This window comes from Allobosea sp. NPDC003192, assembly GCF_050275675.1.
Classification (GTDB): domain Bacteria; phylum Pseudomonadota; class Alphaproteobacteria; order Rhizobiales; family Beijerinckiaceae; genus Allobosea.
Genome location: NZ_JBNNPK010000004.1, coordinates 1 through 15021, shown reverse-complemented (window position 1 = coordinate 15021; position 15021 = coordinate 1). Strand labels below are relative to the sequence as shown.

General features: G+C 65.1%; 14 protein-coding genes. 8 read left to right on the top strand and 6 right to left on the bottom strand.

Annotation, left to right across the window (positions count from 1 at the left end; genetic code table 11):
* Positions 1-128 precede the first annotated feature (128 nt).
* The 5 genes from ACQKLX_RS06930 to ACQKLX_RS06910 all read left to right on the top strand — a co-directional run bounded on the left by ACQKLX_RS06930 (position 129) and on the right by ACQKLX_RS06910 (position 5178).
* Positions 129-1457, top strand: a complete 1329-nt coding sequence (locus ACQKLX_RS06930; RefSeq protein ID WP_427360714.1) for a cytosine deaminase — start codon at positions 129-131, stop codon at positions 1455-1457.
* On the top strand, positions 1454-2881 hold the full coding sequence (locus ACQKLX_RS06925; RefSeq protein ID WP_427360712.1) for an FAD-binding oxidoreductase: 1428 nt from the start codon (positions 1454-1456) through the stop codon (positions 2879-2881). The genes ACQKLX_RS06930 and ACQKLX_RS06925 overlap by 4 nt, the downstream gene beginning before the upstream one ends.
* Before the next feature lie 8 nt (positions 2882-2889).
* Positions 2890-3471: an NAD(P)H-dependent oxidoreductase gene (locus ACQKLX_RS06920; protein ID WP_427360710.1), complete on the top strand. Its 582-nt coding sequence runs from the start codon at positions 2890-2892 to the stop codon at positions 3469-3471.
* 93 nt (positions 3472-3564) lie between these two features.
* Complete coding sequence (locus ACQKLX_RS06915) at positions 3565-4038, top strand: MarR family winged helix-turn-helix transcriptional regulator (protein ID WP_427360708.1); 474 nt, start codon at positions 3565-3567, stop codon at positions 4036-4038.
* Between the two features lie 204 nt (positions 4039-4242).
* Positions 4243-5178 carry a DMT family transporter gene (locus ACQKLX_RS06910; protein WP_427360706.1) on the top strand — a complete coding sequence of 312 codons (936 nt, stop codon included), beginning with the start codon at positions 4243-4245 and terminating at the stop codon, positions 5176-5178.
* Between the two features lie 135 nt (positions 5179-5313).
* Here ACQKLX_RS06910 and ACQKLX_RS06905 read toward each other — a convergent pair whose 3' ends face one another.
* The gene (locus ACQKLX_RS06905; protein WP_427360704.1) at positions 5314-6216 is read right to left on the bottom strand and encodes an NAD(P)-dependent oxidoreductase; all 903 of its coding nucleotides are present in this window, start codon (positions 6214-6216) and stop codon (positions 5314-5316) included.
* Positions 6217-6320: 104 nt separating this feature from the next.
* On the opposite strand from ACQKLX_RS06905, the gene ACQKLX_RS06900 reads away from it, so the two are divergent.
* The gene (locus ACQKLX_RS06900; RefSeq protein ID WP_427360702.1) at positions 6321-7406 is read left to right on the top strand and encodes a LacI family DNA-binding transcriptional regulator; all 1086 of its coding nucleotides are present in this window, start codon (positions 6321-6323) and stop codon (positions 7404-7406) included.
* A 7-nt stretch (positions 7407-7413) separates the two neighbouring features.
* Here the strand turns inward: ACQKLX_RS06900 and ACQKLX_RS06895 are convergent, their stop codons facing one another.
* The 5 genes from ACQKLX_RS06895 to ACQKLX_RS06875 form a co-directional block, all read right to left on the bottom strand.
* Positions 7414-8328: an NAD(P)-dependent oxidoreductase gene (locus tag ACQKLX_RS06895; RefSeq protein ID WP_465247605.1), complete on the bottom strand. Its 915-nt coding sequence runs from the start codon at positions 8326-8328 to the stop codon at positions 7414-7416.
* A 26-nt stretch (positions 8329-8354) separates the two neighbouring features.
* Entirely contained in the window at positions 8355-9260 is a 906-nt protein-coding gene (locus ACQKLX_RS06890; RefSeq protein WP_427360700.1) for a carbohydrate ABC transporter permease, read from the bottom strand.
* A complete protein-coding gene (locus ACQKLX_RS06885) occupies positions 9253-10206 on the bottom strand; it encodes a carbohydrate ABC transporter permease (RefSeq protein WP_427360699.1) in 954 nt (317 codons plus the stop codon). Before ACQKLX_RS06885 ends, ACQKLX_RS06890 begins: the two co-directional genes overlap by 8 nt.
* 56 nt (positions 10207-10262) lie before the next feature.
* Complete coding sequence (locus tag ACQKLX_RS06880; RefSeq protein WP_427360697.1) at positions 10263-11570, bottom strand: ABC transporter substrate-binding protein; 1308 nt, start codon at positions 11568-11570, stop codon at positions 10263-10265.
* A 105-nt stretch (positions 11571-11675) separates the two neighbouring features.
* On the bottom strand, positions 11676-12728 hold the full coding sequence (locus ACQKLX_RS06875) for an ABC transporter ATP-binding protein (RefSeq protein ID WP_427360695.1): 1053 nt from the start codon (positions 12726-12728) through the stop codon (positions 11676-11678).
* Between the two features lie 246 nt (positions 12729-12974).
* Between ACQKLX_RS06875 and ACQKLX_RS06870 the strand changes: the two genes are divergently transcribed.
* Both ACQKLX_RS06870 and ACQKLX_RS06865 read left to right on the top strand, forming a co-directional pair.
* Positions 12975-13736 (top strand): FadR/GntR family transcriptional regulator, encoded by a 762-nt coding sequence (locus tag ACQKLX_RS06870; RefSeq protein ID WP_427360693.1) that lies wholly within the window; start codon positions 12975-12977, stop codon positions 13734-13736.
* Positions 13737-13914: 178 nt separating this feature from the next.
* Positions 13915-14889 carry a 2-hydroxyacid dehydrogenase gene (locus ACQKLX_RS06865; RefSeq protein ID WP_427360691.1) on the top strand — a complete coding sequence of 325 codons (975 nt, stop codon included), beginning with the start codon at positions 13915-13917 and terminating at the stop codon, positions 14887-14889.
* Positions 14890-15021: the final 132 nt, after the last annotated feature.

Below are 15021 nucleotides of genomic sequence, written 5' to 3'. Positions count from 1 at the left end.
GACAAGTGCAGCTGTGCCTTGAATGTCTCGCGGGCGGGGATGTCGCCAGCACAGCTTGATCGCAGCGCGGCGAGCCAGCATGGTCCGCAGGTGAATCAGAAGGCGGCGGGCAAGCCGGAGACAGCGACGTGACCACCGGCTTTGCGGCAATCCCGGCTTCCGGCAGCTATGTGCTGCGCAATGCCAGGGCGCCTGCCTGCCTGGTCGAGGCCGGCAGCCTGGCGAGTGATCGCGACGGTTTGGCGCTGCTCGACATTGCCGTCGAGGGTGGCGCGATCGCCTCGCTCCTGCCGGCCGGCACGCCCCCGCTCGACGATGTGCCCGCGTTCGATCTCGATGGTGGCATCGCGTTGCCGCGATTGGTCGATGTCCACACCCATCTCGACAAGGGCCATATCTGGCCGCGTCGGCCCAATCCGGACGGCAGTTTCATGGGGGCGCTGAGCGCGGTCGCGGCCGATCGCGAGGCGAACTGGTCGGCCGGGGATGTGCGGGCCCGCATGGAGTTCGGCCTGAGCTGCGCCTACGCCCATGGCACGGCGGCGATCCGCACCCATCTCGATTCGCTCGGCAAGCAGATCGGTATCTCCTGGCCGGTCTATGCCGAGCTGAAGGCCGAATGGGCCGGCCGGATCGCGCTGCAGGCCTCGCCCTTGTTCGGCATCGATGCCGTCGCTGATCCGGCGCATATGCAGGCGATCACGCGTGCGGTCACAGCTCATGGCGACGGCCTGCTCGGGGCCGTCACCTATATGGTGCCGGAACTTGACGCCGCGCTCGACACGATCTTCCAGACCGCGATCGAGCATGGCTTCGATCTCGACTTCCATGTCGACGAGACCAATGACCCTTCGGCGCGCTCGCTCGAGCACATCGCGGATGCGGCCCTGCGCCACCGCTTTCCCGGTAAGATTCTCGCGGGGCATTGCTGCTCGCTCTCGCTGCAGCGGCCGCAGGACGAGGCGCGTATCATCGCCAAGGTCAGGGAGGCCGGTATCGCCGTGGTCTCGCTGCCGATGTGCAACATGTACCTGCAGGATCGCCAGCGCGGGCGCACGCCACGCTGGCGCGGCGTCACGGCGCTGCACGAGCTGAAGGCCGCGGGCGTGCCGGTGACGATCGCCTCCGACAATACGCGAGACCCGTTCTACGCCTATGGCGACCTCGATCTGATCGAGACGCTGCGCGAGGGCACCTGCATCCTCCAGCTCGACCATGCCGACCGGGATTGGGCGAGAGCGATCTCGGCGACGCCGGCTGAGGTCATGGGACTTTCAAGCGCTGGCCGGCTGGCAGTCGGCAGCCCCGCCGATCTGATCCTGACCCGCGCCCGCGACTGGACCGAGTTCTTCGCCAGACCGCAGGCCGACCGGACGGTGCTGGTCGATGGTCGCACCATCGACCGTACCTTGCCCGATTACCGCGAACTCGATCATCTCATGAGCCGCCCCGCATGACCGCACGCTACGATATCGACGCGCTGAAACGCCGCCTGAACGGCATCCGCACCGAGGACAATCCGGCGCTGGTCAAGCAGAAGAGCCGCGACTTCTTCTGGTATTCGCCGAAGCTGAAGCGCCAGCTCGACCATGTCGTCGCCGACATCATCGTCTCGCCGACCAGCGAGGCGCAGGTGCTGGAGACGCTTTCGGCAGCGTATGCGCTCGGCATCCCCGTGACGCCGCGCGGTACAGGCACCGGCAATTACGGCCAGGCCATGCCGCTCTCGGGCGGCATCGTGCTCGACCTTGCCGGCTTCAACAAGGTGACGAGCATCGAGGCCGGGCGCTACGTCGCCGAGCCCGGCGCGGTGCTGGCCAAGATCGACCAGGAAACGCGGGCCCATTCGCGCCAGGAGATCAGGCTGCACCCCTCGACCTATCACACCGCCTCGGTCGGCGGCTTCATCGCCGGGGGCTCCGGCGGCGTCGGCTCGATCAAATGGGGAGGCCTGCGCGACTGGGGCAACATCATCTCGCTGCGCGTCGCGACGATGGAGGGGGTGCCGCGCATCCTCGAGCTCCAGGGCGAAAACCTGCACAAGGTCGCGCATGCCTATGGCACCAATGGCATCATCACCCAGGTCGAGATGCCGCTCGGCCCGGCCTATGCCTGGGTCGATGTCATCCTCGGCTTCGACGAATTGCGAGCCGCGACCGAGTTCGCCAATGCGCTCGGCGAGCAGGACGGGCTGGCGCTGAAGAACCTCGCCGTGGTCGCCGCTCCGGCGCCGCACGACTATTTCCTGCGTCACAGGAAGTTCCTGCCGCGCGATAGCCATTGCGTCATGATCATGGTCGCCGATTTCGCGGTCGAGTCGATGCTGGCCTTCGCTCGCCGCTTCGGCGGCTCGCAGCTGCTGATGCGCTCCGACAAGCTCACGGCCGAGGAGGCAAAGGGGCTGCCGCCGACCTTCGAGCTCGGCTGGAATCACACCACCTTGCGGGCGCTGCGGGTCGATCCGTCGATCACCTATCTGCAGGTGCTCTATCCTTTCCCGAACCAGGTCGACCAGGTCGACAGGATCCATGCCCGCTTCGGCGACGAGGTCACCTGCCATCTCGAATTCGTCCGCTTCGACGGCAAGATCACCTGCTTCGGCCTGCCGTTGGTGCGCTTTACCAGCGAGGAGCGGCTGGAGGAGATCATGGCGATCCATGAGGAGATGGGCGCGCCGATCTTCAATCCGCACCGCTATACGCTGGAGGAGGGCGGGATGAAGCAGACCGACGAGGTCCAGCTCGCCTTCAAGCGCGAGGCGGATCCGCAGGGGTTGCTCAATCCTGGCAAGATGATCGCCTGGGAGGACCCGAACTACGATTACCGCTCGGGCAAGACCTTCCTGTTCAAGGCGCTCGGCGAAGCTGGCGTCGGCGCCTGAGCCCGCCGATGCGTGCGCTCGTCCTCTACGCGCATCCAGATCCCGCGAGCTTCGGCGCAGCAGTGCACGAGACTGTTGTCTCCGGCCTGCGTCGGGCCGGGCACGAGGTCGACGATTGCGATCTTTATGCCGAAGGCTTCGATCCGGTGCTCAGCCGGGAGGAGCGCGTCGGCTACCATGATCTGGCCAGAAACCAGAATTCTGTAGCCGGCTATGTCGATCGCCTGTTGTGGGCTGAGGCGTTGTTCCTCTGCTTCCCGGTCTGGAACTATGGCTACCCCGCGATCATGAAGGGCTATTTCGACCGCGTCTTCCTGCCGGGCGTTTCGTTCAAGCTGGTCGATGGCTCGATTCGCCCCAATCTCTGGAATATTCGCCGGCTGACGACGGTGACGAGCTATGGCGGTTCGCGCTGGCGCACCCTATTGATGGGCGATCCGCCGCGCCGGCAGATCAAGCGCGGCTTGCGGGCGGTGTGCCATCCGGCGGCGCGGGTGTCCTATCTCGCGCATTACGACATGAACCGCTCGACGCCGCAGAGCCGCGCCGCTTTTCTCGCCAGGGTCGAGCAGGAAATCGCACGGATTTAAGAGCCTGTCTGACAATTGTCATCGGCCTGTCATGAAGGCGGGCGATTGCACAGCCGGCGAAAAGTATCCGCAACCTTTTCCAAGGGCCGGCTCATGACCAAGTCCCTCGAAAAAAGCGTCGGCCGTGCTCTGCTCGTGACGGCGCGGCTCCACAGGGCACGAATGGGCGAAAGGCTCAACGCGCTCGGACTCTTTCCGGGCCAGGAGCAGGCCCTGAAATCACTTCAGACGGCACCGATGACGATGGGCGAGCTCGCGACCCTGCTGCGCGTCAAGCCGCCGACGGTGTCAAAGACCATCGGCCGGCTCTCGCTGCAGGGGCTCGTCACCCGCGAGGGTGGCGGCCGCGACGGCCGACTGGTGCAGGTGGCGCTGACCGAGAACGGCCACAAGACTGCGGCGGCGCTCGATGCGGTCTGGAACCAGGTCGAGGAAGAGTTGCTCGAGAAGCTCGACGCCAAGGAGCGCAAGCAATTGCGCAAGCTGCTGCGCAAGGCGTCGAAGGGCCTGTCGAAGGCCGGTGCCGATGTCGACGAGGTCGATGACGAGACCGAGGACGCGGCCTGATATCGAGCGCGTCGGCAGCATGACTCGCATGCGCTGGCGGGCTGGTTTCAAGTCTTAAATCGGTTCATCTATGTCTCGTCATTCCTCCAGAGCATGCTCCGCAAAAGTGGGGACCACTTTTGCGATGAGAGCATGCTCCAACATTATGGGTTGGCGCGAATTCTGATCGATCGACCGTTTCGGTCGATCGGAAAGCGCGCCAGCATGACGAGACGCTCAGCCTTGTCGGCCGCTCCCGCTCCGCTTCCGGACAACCGCCGGACACGCCTGACCGCGATCGCCCTTATGAGCGGGGCGATCATCTGCTTTTCCCTGCTCGACGCTTGCGCGAAATGGCTCGCCGGCACGATGCATCCGATGCAGGTGGTGCTGGCGCGCTATCTGGTCAGCGTCGCGCTGGTCTCAGCTTTGCTCAATCCCTGGAGTCATCCCGGCATCACTCGGACCAAGCGGCCCTGGCTGCAGGGCTTCCGCTCGCTGCTGTTGCTCGGCTCGACCGCGCTGAACTTCTTCGCCCTGCAATATCTGCAACTGGCCGAAACGGTCTCGATCATGTTCGCGGCGCCGCTGCTGGTTGCGCTGCTCGCCGGGCCGCTGCTCGGGGAATGGGCTGGCCCGCGCCGGCTGATCGCAATCGGCGTCGGCTTCCTCGGCGTCCTGGTGGTGACGCGGCCGGGGCTGGGCGGCCTGCATCCGGCGGCCTTGCTCAGTGTTTGCGGCTGCTTCTGCTACGCCTTCTACAGCCTGTCGACGCGCATGCTGGCCTCGAGCGATTCGCCGCAGACCACGATGTTCTATTCCGGGATCGGCGGCGTCGTCCTGACGCTGCCGTTGCTGCCGCTGTTCTGGTCGTGGCCGCCGGACTGGCAGAGCTGGCTCCTGATGTGCGGCACCGGCTTCTTCGGTACGGTCGGCCATTGGCTGCTGATCCTGGCACACCAGCGGGCGCCGGCGACGGTCCTGGCGCCGTTCATCTATTCGCAGATCGTCTGGATGATCCTGCTCGGCTGGTTTGTCTTCGGCCAGATTCCGGACCGCTTCACCTTCATCGGCGCGGGGATCGTCATCGCGTCGGGGCTCTACCTGCTCTATCGCGAGCGTGTCCGGCACGTGCCCGAGGGGTCGGCCCGGCTCGACTGACTTGGGCACGATCCTTGAAGCCTCCATCCGTGGATGGAGGCCATCATGTCGGTTTTGTACCGCAACTGGCTACCGGCGGCTCCGTTCGGCACAGTGGTGGTCCGAGCGTGTCCCGCTATGGCACGGGCGTTTGCGTCAACCGAGCGAGACCTTGCTCTGCCCGGCGACGAAGTCCGAAAGCATCGGCACGTAGTCCTCGCCCCTGCCGCTGGCGACGGCGGCCGCATAGACGTTCTTGACCGCCCCGCCGACCGGGTTGGGGACGCCGGCGGCGTTGGAGAGGCTCTCCAGATAACGGACATCCTTCAGCGCATTGGAGAGCGTGAACTTGTGGGCGTCGCGGTCGCGCTCCAGCACGTATTGCATGAAGGTCCGGTAGAAACCGCACTCCATGCGTCCGCCGGTAATGACGCTGTCGAAGGTCTGCGGGGTGATGCCGACCTTCTGCGCCAGAGTAAGCGCCTCCGCGTAGATCGCGCCGTAGCCGAGGGAGAGGAAGTTGTTGAGCAGCTTCATCTTGTGGCCGTCGCCGACCGGGCCGAGATGAACGATCTTCTGAGCCCAGGCCTCGCAGACCGGGCGGATGCGCTCGAAAACCGCGCTGTCGGCGCCAATCATCGTCGAGAGTTGACCGAGCTTGGCCTGGGCGGGCGTTCCGCCCAGTGGAGCGTCGCAGAGGTGCAGGCCGATGGCAGCCAGCCGTTCCGCCAGAGCGATCGTGGAGACCGGGTCGGAGGTCGAGCAGTCGACGATCACTGTGCCGGGCCTGGCGCCGGCAGCGATGCCGTCCGGGCTATTGATGACCTGCTCGACCTGGGGCGAACCGGTGACGCAGAGGAAGATGATGCTCGCCTTCTCGGCAAGCTCCTTCGGCGTGGCGGCTTCCGCAGCGCCCTCCGCCTTCAGCTCCTCCACCGGCGTGCGATTGCGATGGCCCATGACCGTAAGCGGGAAGCCTTTGGCGAGAATGCAGCTCGCCATGCCCTGACCCATGTAACCGACGCCGATGAAGCCGATCGATTCTTTAGTCGTGCTCATCTTCAGTTTCTCCGAATTATATGAGATGGAACAAGGTAATGCGGAACGATTTGGCCAAGAACTGGTTGAATGCATCGGCTTCTAGGCTTCAGGAGAAGCGATTGATGGCGAATGACGGACACTCGCGCGATCCCTCGGGGGCGGGGAAGGCGGGTGTGAGACCCGGTGGGCGCGGGCGCGTTACCTTGCAGATCATCGCTGATCGGCTGGAGGTCTCCACCGCAACCGTCTCGCTCGCCTTGCGTGAAAGCCCGCTGGTGGCTGACGGTACGCGCCTGCGGGTCCAGCAGATCGCGCGCGAGATGGGCTACAGCTACAATCGCAGCGCAGCCTCGCTGCGGACCGACCGGACCAATATCCTCGGCGTCGGCTTCCACGACATCACCAACCCCTATTTCGCCGAGCTGCTTGCGGCGATCGAGGAGACGGCGGCGGCGCATGGCCGCTCGATCCTGCTCGGCACCTATGCCGAGAACCTGCAGCGGCAGGACCGTGTCCTCACCACGCTCAAGGAGTATCGCCCGGACGGCATGATCATCTGTCCGGCCGGCGGCACCACGGCCGAGACGCTGCAGCACCTGATGGCGGCGCAGGTGCCGCTGGTGCAGCTCTCGCGTGAAATCCCCGGCATCGGCCTCGATTTCGTCGGCTCGGACGATCGGCACGGCACGGTGCTCGCGGTCGAGCACCTGCTCGCTCTCGGCCATCGCCGCATCGCCTTCCTCGGCGAGAGCCCGCTGATCTCGACAGGCCGCAACCGCTATCGCGGCTATTGCGAGACGCTGGCCAAGCATGGCCTGCCGCTCGACCCGTCCATCGTCTACTCGGCATACGGCACGCGCGAGAACGGGCTCAAGGGCGTCCAGAAGGTGCTCGATGCCGCCAATCCGCCGACGGCCGCCGTCTGCTTCAACGATCTCACCGCATTCGGCGCGATGCTCGGCTTGCGCCATCGTGGCTTGGAGGCTGGCAGCGATTTCTCGCTGATCGGCTGCGACGACGTCCAGGAAGCGGCGCAATGGTATCCGGGGCTGACCACCGTCAAGAACTTCCAGGACGAGATGGGCCGCAAGACCGCGGAGATGCTGATCCGGCGCATCGCCGACCCGTCGGCGCCGCCGCAGCGCGTGGTGCTGACGCCGGAACTGGTCGTGCGCGGGACCACGGCGGCGCCCAAAGCGCGGCCCTGAGGCTTCGTCAGGCATCATTGTCTGGCTTGCGGTTCAGCGCCCGATAGGCGCGAACCACATGCGAGTCGTCGCGCCCGCCATGGCCGAGGCCGGAGGCGGCGAGGAACATCTGGTGCGCGGCGGCTGCGAGCGGCAGGGCCGCCTTGGCGGCGCGGCCGGCATCGAGGACGATGCCGAGATCCTTGACGAAGATGTCGACAGCGCTGGCGACCGGCGGCTCGTCGTCGAGCATGCGTGGGCCACGGTCTTTCAACATCCAGGATGAGGCGGCCGAGCCGCCCATGATTTCGAACAGCAGCGCCCCGTCGATGCCGGCTTTCTGCGCCAGCGAGAGCGCTTCGGCAGCGACCGCGATATGGACACCGCAGAGCAGCTGATTGACGGTCTTCACCGTCGCGCCCTGGCCGGGCTTCTGCCCGACATGGAAGACCTTGTCGCCCATCGCGTCGAGCACCGGCCTGGCCTTGGCGAAGCTCTCCGCGGGGGCGCCGACCATGATGGTCAGCGTGCCTCCTTCAGCGCCCTTGACGCCGCCCGAGACCGGCGCGTCGACGAAATGCCGGCCCGTCTTGGTCACGGCCTCGGCAATGGCCTCGACCTCGCCGGGAGGGCAGGTCGCCATCAGGATGACGGTCGCGCCGGGAGCCAGCGCAGCGAGCGCGCCGGCATCGAACAGGACCGAGCGGGCTTGCGCAGCGTTGACCACCATCAGCACGAGCACCTCGGCGCTCTTCGCCGCTGCCGCAGCGCTGTCGGCGGCGTGCCCTCCAGCCGCGACGAGCGCGGCTCGGGCGCTCTCCCTCATGTCGAAGCCGGTGACGTGGAACTGGTGCTTGACGAGATTCTCGGCCATCGGCGCACCCATGGCGCCGAGCCCGACGAAGGCGATTGAGGTCACAACGATTTGCCTTGGTTGAAAGATGGGCGGCCTTAGCCGCCCATCGGGAGCTATTCCTTCACCGCACCCGTCATCGAGGCGACGTAGTAGTCGACGAAGAACGAATAGAGGATCGCGACGGGGATCGAGCCGAGCAGCGCGCCGGCCATCAGCGAGCCCCAATGGTAGACGTCGCCCTCGACGAGCTGGGTCAGCACCGCGACCGGCACGGTCTTCTTCTCGGCCGACTGGATGAAGGCGAGCGCGTAGATGAACTCGTTCCAGGACAGGGTGAAGGCGAAGATGCCGGCCGAGATCAATCCCGGCAGCGCCAGCGGCAAGGTGATCTTCCAGAGGGTCTGCAGCCTCGTCGCGCCGTCGATCATGGCGCATTCCTCGAGCTCGTAGGGGATCGACTTGAAGTAGCCGATCAGGAGCCAGGTGCAGAACGGGATCAGGAAGGTCGGATAGGTCAGGATCAGCGCGAGCTGCGAGTCATACAGCCCGAACTGGAAGATCAGCGTCGCCAGCGGGATGAACAGGATCGAGGGCGGCACCAGATAGGCGAGGTAGATGGCAAGGCCGACATAGTTCGAGCCCTTGAACTTCAGGCGCTGGATCGCATAGGCGGCGAGCACGCTGGCGAAGAGCGAGAGCGCGGTCGCGACAGTGGCGACCGTCATCGTCGTCAGCAGCCATTGCGGGTAGTCGGTCTGGAAAAGCAGCTTGTTGATGTTGTCGAGCGTCGGTGACTTCACCCAGAACGGGTTGTTGTTCTTGTAGTCGAGCAATTCGCCGTTCGGTTTGATCGCCGTGATCGCCATCCAGTAGAACGGGAACAGCAGCACGATCACGAAGAGCGAGAGCGGCAGGTAAAGCGTGATGAAGCGGCGCGGTCCGGAGGACCAGTCGATCACGCCGGTCCGCTCCTTGTCGACGAGATGCGGGCGCGGGGCAGGGGCGGCTTGATCAGTCATTGTCTTCTCCCTGCTGCCATTTGCGGCGGGCGAGCGCGAAGTAGCTGAACAGCGTCGCCATCACGAGGAAGGGGATCATCGCCACCGCGATCGCCGCGCCCTCGCCGAGCTGGCCGCCGGGAATGCCGCGCTGGAAGGCCAGGGTCGCCATCAGGTGTGTCGAGTTGATCGGACCGCCGCGGGTGATGGCGTAGACGAGCTGGAAGTCGGTGAAGGTGAACAGCACCGAGAAGGTCAGCACGATCGCCAGGATCGGCATCAGCATCGGCAAGGTGACATGCCGGAAACGCTGCCAGGCATTGGCGCCGTCGAGCATCGCCGCCTCGTAGAGCGCCGGCGAGATGGTCTGCAGGCCGGCGAGCAGCGAGATCGCAACGAAGGGGATGCCGCGCCAGACATTGGCGGCGATCAGCGACCAGCGGGCCGGCCAGGGCGAGCCGAGGAAGTCGATATAGGTGTCGCGCCAGCCGAGCACGTCGACCAGCACATAGGAGATGATCGAGAACTGCGGATCGTAGATCCACCAGAAGGCGATCGCCGAGAGCACGGTCGGCACGATCCAAGGCACCAGGATCAGCGCCCTGAGCAGCGATTTGAACGGCAGGTGGTTGTTGAGCAGGAGCGCCAGCCAGAGGCCGAGCCCGAACTTTCCGACGGTCGCAACGCCGGTATAGAGCAGCGTGTTCCAGACCGAGGTGATGAACACCGGGTCGTGCCAGAGCGACTCGAAATTCTCGAAGCCGATGAAATAGCCGCTGCGGCCGATGCGCGTATCGGTGAAGGCGAGCCAGATGCCGAGGCCGAGCGGATAGCTCAGGAAAACCAGCAGCAGGCCGATTGCCGGCAACAGGCAGATGAAAATCAGGAAGGGCTTGTAGTCGAACAGCCTGACCAGCCAGCTCTGTTCGTGCTGGGGGGTCGGCCGGGCCTCCGCCGCAATCGTCATGGCGCTTTATCCCGTGATGGAGCCGCGCCGCCGGTAGGCGGCGCGGTGTCGACGGATCAGGTGCGGTAGTAGCGCTTGGCGCGGCGCTCGGCTTCGGCGGCCGCCTGCTCGGGCGTAGCCTGGCCGGCGCAGACGGAAGCGACCATCTGGACCATGACATATTCGGCGTTGACGGTGCCGGCCGCCTCGGTGATCGCGCCCTTGTAGCCGCTCCACAGAGCGCGCTCCCAGGTGTCGCGATAGACCAGGATCTTGGGATCGCTCTCCCAGACCTTGCTCTTCGCATAGCCCTTGAGCGGCTGTGTCCAGTAGCCGAAGCAGCCGCTCAGCCACTTGTCGTACTGCTCCGTCTCCATCATGAAGCGGAGATATTCCTTGGCCGCGTTCGGGAACTTGGTGTGCTTGAACACCATGGCGTTGATGACCAGGGAGGTCTCGGTCGGCCGCCCGACACCGGCACCGACAGGCATCGGCGCGTGGTTGAGGTCCTTGCCGATCTCCGCGGTCTTCTCGTCCTTGGAGTTCTTGATCGAGAAGTAGAGCGAGACGCCGTTCTGGGTCAGGCCGATTTCGCCGGCGGTCAGCGCCTTGTTGTTGCTGATGTCGAGCCAGGAGAGCGTGCCGGGGATGAAGGTCTCGTAGAGCGCCTTGGCGTATTTCAGCGCCTCGATCGTCTCCTTGCTGTTGATCGCGACCTTGTTGTTCTCGTCGACCATGTAGCCGCCATGCGACCAGACGAGCCAGTTGCAGAAGGCATTGCCGTCGCCGACGGCGTTGCCGAGGGCAAAGCCGGCCGGATGGCCCTTGGCCTTGAGCTTGCGGCAGAGATCGAGGAAGCCGGCATGGTCGGTCGGGAACTTGTCGAAGCCCGCCTCCTTGACCCAGGATTCGCGATAGACCGCCGGGCCGCCGGAGCCGCCCATCGGGATCGAGATCCACTGGTTGGTCTTGTCCTTCTTGCCGTACTTCTCGGCGACCGGGTACCAGCCGCCATACTTCTTGCCGAGGTCCTCGGCGATCGGCGTCAGGTCGATCAGCTTGTCGGCGAAGATGTGCGGATCGTCGGCCCAGCCGACGACGATGTCGGGGCCGGCGCCGGTGTTGGCGGTGACGGCGGTCTGCGGACGCAGATCCTCCCAGCTGGCATAGTCGACACGGACCGGGACGCCGGTCGCCTTGGTGAAGGCTTCGGTGTTCTCGTTGAAGATCGTCTGGTCGGGATCGACGAACTTGGTCGGGCGCAGCACGCGCAGCGTCGCGCCCTTCTCGATGTTGGCAGTCTGGGCGATCGACGGTGCGGCAAGTGTGGCGCCGGCTGCCAGGCCCGCGCCGCCAATCAATACGTCACGTCTGGAAATGCTCATCGCTTGTCTCCTCCGGGTTGTCGCGAGGCCCTGCATGGGAGCCTCGTCACGATTTTGTCGGACGTCACCGCCGCCGGAGTGTTCTCCGTGCGGCGGCGACGGAAGTCAGATGCGCTTGCCTGTCGCAGCGTCGAAGAGATGGGTCACCGAGGTATCGGGCCGGATCTTGATCGTCTCGCCGGGCTTGGCGTTGATGCGCTCGCGGAAGATGCAGGTCAGGTCCTGGCCGCCGCAGCGGACGACGACCTGCGTCTCCGAGCCCATCGGCTCGATGACCACGACCTCCGCGGACAGGCCGTTCGGATCGAGAATGAGGTGCTCGGGGCGGATGCCCAGCACCGCGGCCCGGTCGTTCGAGTCGGCCGGATGCTTGCCGACGGGCCAGATCACGCCGCCTTCGGTCTCGAAGCCATTGGCGCGGATCGTGCCCTTCAGCAGGTTCATCGAGGGCGAGCCGATGAAAGCGGCGACGAAGAGGTTGGCGGGATTGTCGTAGAGATCGAGCGGCGCGCCCATCTGCTCGACGATGCCGTCATGCATCACGACGATCTTGTCGGCCATGGTCATGGCCTCGATCTGGTCGTGGGTGACGTAGACCGTCGTCGTCTTGAGGCGCTGATGCAGCTCCTTGATCTCGGTGCGCATCTGCACGCGAAGCTTCGCATCGAGGTTCGACAGCGGCTCGTCGAAGAGAAAGACCTGCGGATCGCGGACGATGGCGCGGCCCATGGCGACGCGCTGACGCTGGCCGCCGGAGAGCTGGCGCGGGTAGCGTTCGAGAAGATTGGTCAGGCCGAGAATGCCGGCGGCCTTGCTGACACGCTCGTCGATCTCGGCTTTCGGCGCCTTCCGCAGCTTCATCGAGAAGGCCATGTTGTCGGCCACGGTCATGTGCGGGTAGAGCGCATAGTTCTGGAAGACCATGGCGATGTCGCGCTCCTTCGGCGGCACGTCGTTGACGACGCGCTGGCCGATGCGGATCTCGCCGCCCGAGATGTTCTCGAGGCCGGCGATCATGCGCAGCAAGGTCGATTTTCCGCAGCCCGAGGGGCCGACCAGGATGACGAATTCGCCATCGTTGATGTCGATGTCGACGCCATGAATGACTTGCGTCGAGCCATAGGCCTTACGCACGTCGGCGATCTGGACGGATGCCATCTTGTGTTTCTCTCCCGCTCTTTAGGTTGCCCCGGGGTGCCTGACACAATCCCCGTCGGCGGCGTTGCAGATACCGGTTTCTGACGACCGATCGGAACGAGGCCGCGCAAGTCTGGCGAGCCGCCTGTTGCGTCAACCTCGTTCCCGGATAAAGTCATACGATAGAAACAGGCGTGTCAAGCGCCGGACGGGCAGCGAGACAACCTCTCCGGTACCCGTCGATCACGGAGGAAAAAGCGCGGTTCGATGCAGCTCCACGTCAATGCACGCGCGACCAGGCTCAATCCGGACCGGCTGTTCGGCCAGGTGGCGCATAGGCTCGCGGTCGCGATCATCACCGGCGCCTCGCCGACCGGCGCGCTGCTGCCGAACGAGGATGACCTGAAGGACGAGATCTCGGTCTCGCGCACGGCCTATCGCGAAGCGGTGAAGTTCCTGAGCGGCAAGGGGCTGGTCGAGGCCCGTCCGAAGAGCGGCACGCGGGTAGCGCCGCGCGAGGCCTGGAACCTGCTCGATCCGGACGTGCTGGCCTGGCATTTCGAAGCCGATCCCAACGAGAAATTCATCCGCGACCTGTTCGAACTCAGGCTTTTCGTCGAGCCGAGCGCGGCGCGGCTGGCGGCGCAGCGGCGCAGCGACGCCGATCTCAAGCGGATCGAGGCGGCCTTTCGCGGCATGGTCGAGAACCCGCCCTATGCCGAGCCGACGGTCAGTGCCGACCTCGCCTTCCACGAGGCGATCTTCGCCGCGACCCGCAATCCGCCATTGCAATGTCTGGCGCCGGCCGTGTCCGCGACGATCCAGTGGTCGCTGTTCCTGAAGGCGCCGGACGACCAGTTCTTCTTCACGGCGTCGCTGATCGACCATGAGCGCGTGCTGGAGGCGATCGTGCAGCGCGATGGCGACCTCGCAGCGGCGCGAATGAGCGGACTGGTGATCGACAGCCTGAACAGCACTCTGCGCCTGCTGGCCGGGCGGGCACAGCCCGAGGCGGCAAAAATCACGTGATTAAATCATACTATATCGGGCTGAATCGACAGCCGAGCCGGAATATCATACCGGACTCGGCAGGCAGCCTCTGTTTGCGTGCCACGGGAATTCCCCAGTCGCGTTCGGGCAGCCATGTTGATCTAATCGTTTTAATAATTTGAAATCAAGCCACGTAGTGTTCCAGGAAAGCAGGACCATGACCGCGCAGAACAAGATCGAGATTGTCATGACCGGGCCGCTGATGGCCTATGCCGCCGACCAGCTGAAGGCGCGCTTCACCGTGCACGAACTCTGGAAGGAGCAGGATCGCGCGGCGGCTCTGGCCGCGGTGAAGGACCGGGTGCGCGGCGTCGCCGGCGGTGGCGCGCATGTGCGCATCGACGACGCGCTGTTCGATGCGCTGCCGAAGCTGGAAGTCGTTTCGAATTTCGGCGTCGGCTACGACAATGTCGATGCCAAGGCTGCCGGCAAGCGCGGCATCGTCGTCACCAACACGCCCGATGTGTTGACCGACGAGGTCGCCGACCTCGCCATCGGCCTCCTGCTCTCGACCGTACGCCAGCTGCCGCAGGTCGACCGCTATCTGCGTGCCGGCAAATGGCTGCAGGGCGCCTATCCGCTCACTACCTCGCTGCGCAAGCGCAAGGTCGGCATCGTTGGTCTCGGGCGGATCGGCAAGGCGGTGGCGCGCCGGCTCGAAGCCTTCGACGTGCCGATCGCCTATCATGGCCGCTCGCGTCAGGCCGATGTCGCCTATCGCTATTATCCCTCGCTCGTCGAGATGGCCCAGGATGTCGACACGCTGGTCTCGGTCGCGCCGGGTGGCGACTCGACCTATCACATCATCAATGCCGAAGTGCTGAAGGCGCTCGGGCCGAACGGCATCGTCGTCAATGTCGGCCGCGGCACGGTGATCGACGAGCAGGCGCTGATCGAGGCATTGAAGGCCAAGACGATCCTTTCCGCCGGCCTCGACGTGTTCGAGGACGAGCCGCGCGTGCCGGCCGAGCTGATCGCGATGGATCACATCGTGCTCTTGCCGCATGTCGGCTCGGCATCGGTGCATACGCGCGAACAGATGGGCCAGCTTCTGGTCGACAATCTGGTTTCATGGTTCGATGGCAAGGGTCCTTTGACACCGGTTGCCGAGACGCCATGGACAAAAGCCTGATCACGATCCCGAGCCGCCCGATGTGGCGAGGCGCGGCAGTCGCAGCCCTGGCGCTGCTCGCCGTCTCGCCCGCCGGAGCCCAGACGGCGCGTCTCGATCGAAGCCCGGCTCGATGACCTCCTCGGCTTCGAC